2 rRNA genes are annotated in these 3,424 nt (G+C 55.5%); both read left to right on the top strand.

Going from position 1 to position 3,424, the window contains the following annotated elements:
* Positions 1–6: 6 nt before the first annotated feature.
* A 23S ribosomal RNA gene (locus CQ020_RS23835) occupies positions 7–3,148 on the top strand.
* A gap of 158 nt (positions 3,149–3,306) precedes the next feature.
* A 5S ribosomal RNA gene (gene rrf, locus CQ020_RS23830) occupies positions 3,307–3,423 on the top strand.
* Position 3,424 lies beyond the last annotated feature (1 nt).

The raw sequence follows: 3,424 nt of genomic DNA, 5'->3' as shown, positions 1-3,424 counted from the left end.
TTGTGTGGTCAAGTTTTTAAGGGCACACGGTGGATGCCTTGGCATTAGGAGCCGAAGAAGGACGTAGGAATCTGCGATAAGCCTGGGGGAGTTGATAACCGAGCGTTGATCCCAGGATGTCCGAATGGGGAAACCCCGCACAACGCTGTGAGGTGATTGTGTGACCCGCATCTGAACACATAGGGTGCGTGGGGGGAACGCGGGGAAGTGAAACATCTCAGTACCCGCAGGAAGAGAAAACAATAGTGATTCCGTTAGTAGTGGCGAGCGAACGCGGATCAGGCTAAACCGTTCCATGTGTGATAGCCGGCGGGCGTTGCATGGGCGGGGTTGTGGGACTTTCCGTTCTGGTTCTGCCGGACCAGTGAGGTGAGGTGCAGGCATAGGTGAACGGTCTTGAAAGGCCGGCCAGAGAGGGTGTGAGCCCCGTAACCGTAATGTTGTGCACAGCCTGGGGAGTATCCCAAGTAGCACGGGGCCCGAGAAATCCCGTGCGAATCTGTCAGGACCACCTGATAAGCCTAAATACTTCCTAATGACCGATAGCGGACCAGTACCGTGAGGGAAAGGTGAAAAGTACCCCGGGAGGGGAGTGAAACAGTACCTGAAACCGTGTGCTTACAATCCGTCGGAGCCAGTCTGATTCTGGTGACGGCGTGCCTTTTGAAGAATGAGCCTGCGAGTTAGTGTTACGTCGCGAGGTTAACCCGTGTGGGGTAGCCGTAGCGAAAGCGAGTCTGAATAGGGCGAGTGTAGTGGCGTGATCTAGACCCGAAGCGGAGTGATCTACCCATGGCCAGGTTGAAGCGACGGTAAGACGTCGTGGAGGACCGAACCCACTTCAGTTGAAAATGGAGGGGATGAGCTGTGGGTAGGGGTGAAAGGCCAATCAAACTCCGTGATAGCTGGTTCTCCCCGAAATGCATTTAGGTGCAGCGTTGCGTGTTTCTTGCCGGAGGTAGAGCTACTGGATGGCCGATGGGCCCTACAAGGTTACTGACGTCAGCCAAACTCCGAATGCCGGTAAGTCAGAGCGCAGCAGTGAGACTGTGGGGGATAAGCTTCATAGTCGAGAGGGAAACAGCCCAGACCACCAACTAAGGCCCCTAAGCGTGTGCTAAGTGGGAAAGGATGTGGAGTTGCGAAGACAACCAGGAGGTTGGCTTAGAAGCAGCCATCCTTGAAAGAGTGCGTAATAGCTCACTGGTCAAGTGATTCCGCGCCGACAATGTAGCGGGGCTCAAGTACACCGCCGAAGTTGTGGATTTCACATAATGCCCTAGCCTTCGTGGTTCAGGGGTGTGGAGTGGTAGGGGAGCGTCGTGTGGGCAGTGAAGTCGCGGTGTAAACCAGCGGTGGAGCCTACACGAGTGAGAATGCAGGCATGAGTAGCGAAAGACGGGTGAGAAACCCGTCCGCCGAATGATCAAGGGTTCCAGGGTCAAGCTAATCTGCCCTGGGTAAGTCGGGACCTAAGGCGAGGCCGACAGGCGTAGTCGATGGACAACGGGTTGATATTCCCGTACCGGCGAAAAACCGCCAATGCCAAGCGGGGGATACTAACCGCCCGGAGCCTGCCCTAGCACCCTTGTGGTGTGTGGGTTTTGGCCGAGCGCGGGATCTGATCCTGGGAGGTAAGCGTATTAACAGGTGTGACGCAGGAAGGTAGCCGGGCCGGGCGATGGTTGCCCCGGTCTAAGGATGTAGGGTCAGGGATAGGCAAATCCGTTCCTGTGTGTTTCGAGCACGATCCTGAGATCTGATGGGACCCCCGTTTGGGGGGATCCGGTGATCCTATGCTGCCAAGAAAAGCATCGACGCGAGGTTTTAGCCGCCCGTACCCCAAACCGACACAGGTGATCAGGTAGAGAATACCAAGGCGATCGAGAGAATTATGGTTAAGGAACTCGGCAAAATGCCCCCGTAACTTCGGGAGAAGGGGGGCCTGCCCCGTGATGGAGACTTGCTCTCCGTGAGCGGGTGTGGGCCGCAGAGACCAGGGGGAAGCGACTGTTTACTAAAAACACAGGTCCGTGCGAAGTCGCAAGACGATGTATACGGACTGACTCCTGCCCGGTGCTGGAAGGTTAAGAGGACCGGTTAGCCCTTTATGGGCGAAGCTGAGAATTTAAGCCCCAGTAAACGGCGGTGGTAACTATAACCATCCTAAGGTAGCGAAATTCCTTGTCGGGTAAGTTCCGACCTGCACGAATGGAGTAACGACTTCCCCGCTGTCTCAACCATAAACTCGGCGAAATTGCAGTACGAGTAAAGATGCTCGTTACGCGCAGCAGGACGGAAAGACCCCGAGACCTTTACTATAGTTTGGTATTGGTGTTCGGAGTGGCTTGTGTAGGATAGGTGGGAGACGTTGAAACCCGGACGCCAGTTCGGGTGGAGTCATCGTTGAAATACCACTCTGGTCACTTTGGACATCTAACTTCGGCCCGTGATCCGGGTCAGGGACAGTGCCTGATGGGTAGTTTAACTGGGGCGGTTGCCTCCTAAAAAGTAACGGAGGCGCCCAAAGGTTCCCTCAGCCTGGTTGGCAATCAGGTGTCGAGTGTAAGTGCACAAGGGAGCTTGACTGTGAGAGAGACATCTCAAGCAGGGACGAAAGTCGGGACTAGTGATCCGGCGGTACATTGTGGAATGGCCGTCGCTCAACGGATAAAAGGTACCTCGGGGATAACAGGCTGATCTTGCCCAAGAGTCCATATCGACGGCATGGTTTGGCACCTCGATGTCGGCTCGTCGCATCCTGGGGCTGGAGTAGGTCCCAAGGGTTGGGCTGTTCGCCCATTAAAGCGGTACGCGAGCTGGGTTTAGAACGTCGTGAGACAGTTCGGTCCCTATCCGCTGCGCGCGCAGGAAATTTGAGAAGGGCTGTCCTTAGTACGAGAGGACCGGGACGGACGAACCTCTGGTGTGTCAGTTGTACTGCCAAGTGCATCGCTGATTAGCTACGTTCGGATGGGATAACCGCTGAAAGCATCTAAGCGGGAAGCTCGCTTCAAGATGAGATTTCCATACACATTATGTGTGAGAGGCCCCCAGCCAGACCACTGGGTTGATAGGCCGGATGTGGAAGCGAGGACTAAAGACTCGTGAAGCTGACCGGTACTAATAGGCCAACAACTTACACCACACAACACACTGCACGCGTCCACTATGTGGTTCCCGAACAACAAACCCTTGTTCCAGGAACCAACACAACAAAATAACAACCAAGCACCACAGTTGTAACCCAAAGATTTCCCACCCCACCACGGCCCAAAACCGTGCACAGGGGACGGGTAACAGAGTTACGGCGGTCATAGCGTGGGGGAAACGCCCGGTCCCATTCCGAACCCGGAAGCTAAGACCCACAGCGCCGATGGTACTGCACCCGGGAGGGTGTGGGAGAGTAGGACACCGCCGGACA

Origin of the sequence: Arthrobacter sp. MYb23 (genome assembly GCF_002979775.1) — a bacterium.
In the GTDB taxonomy this organism is placed as follows: Bacteria; Actinomycetota; Actinomycetes; order Actinomycetales; family Micrococcaceae; genus Arthrobacter.
Note: the sequence above shows the minus strand (reverse complement) of the source record. Positions and strands in the feature narration are given on the sequence as shown.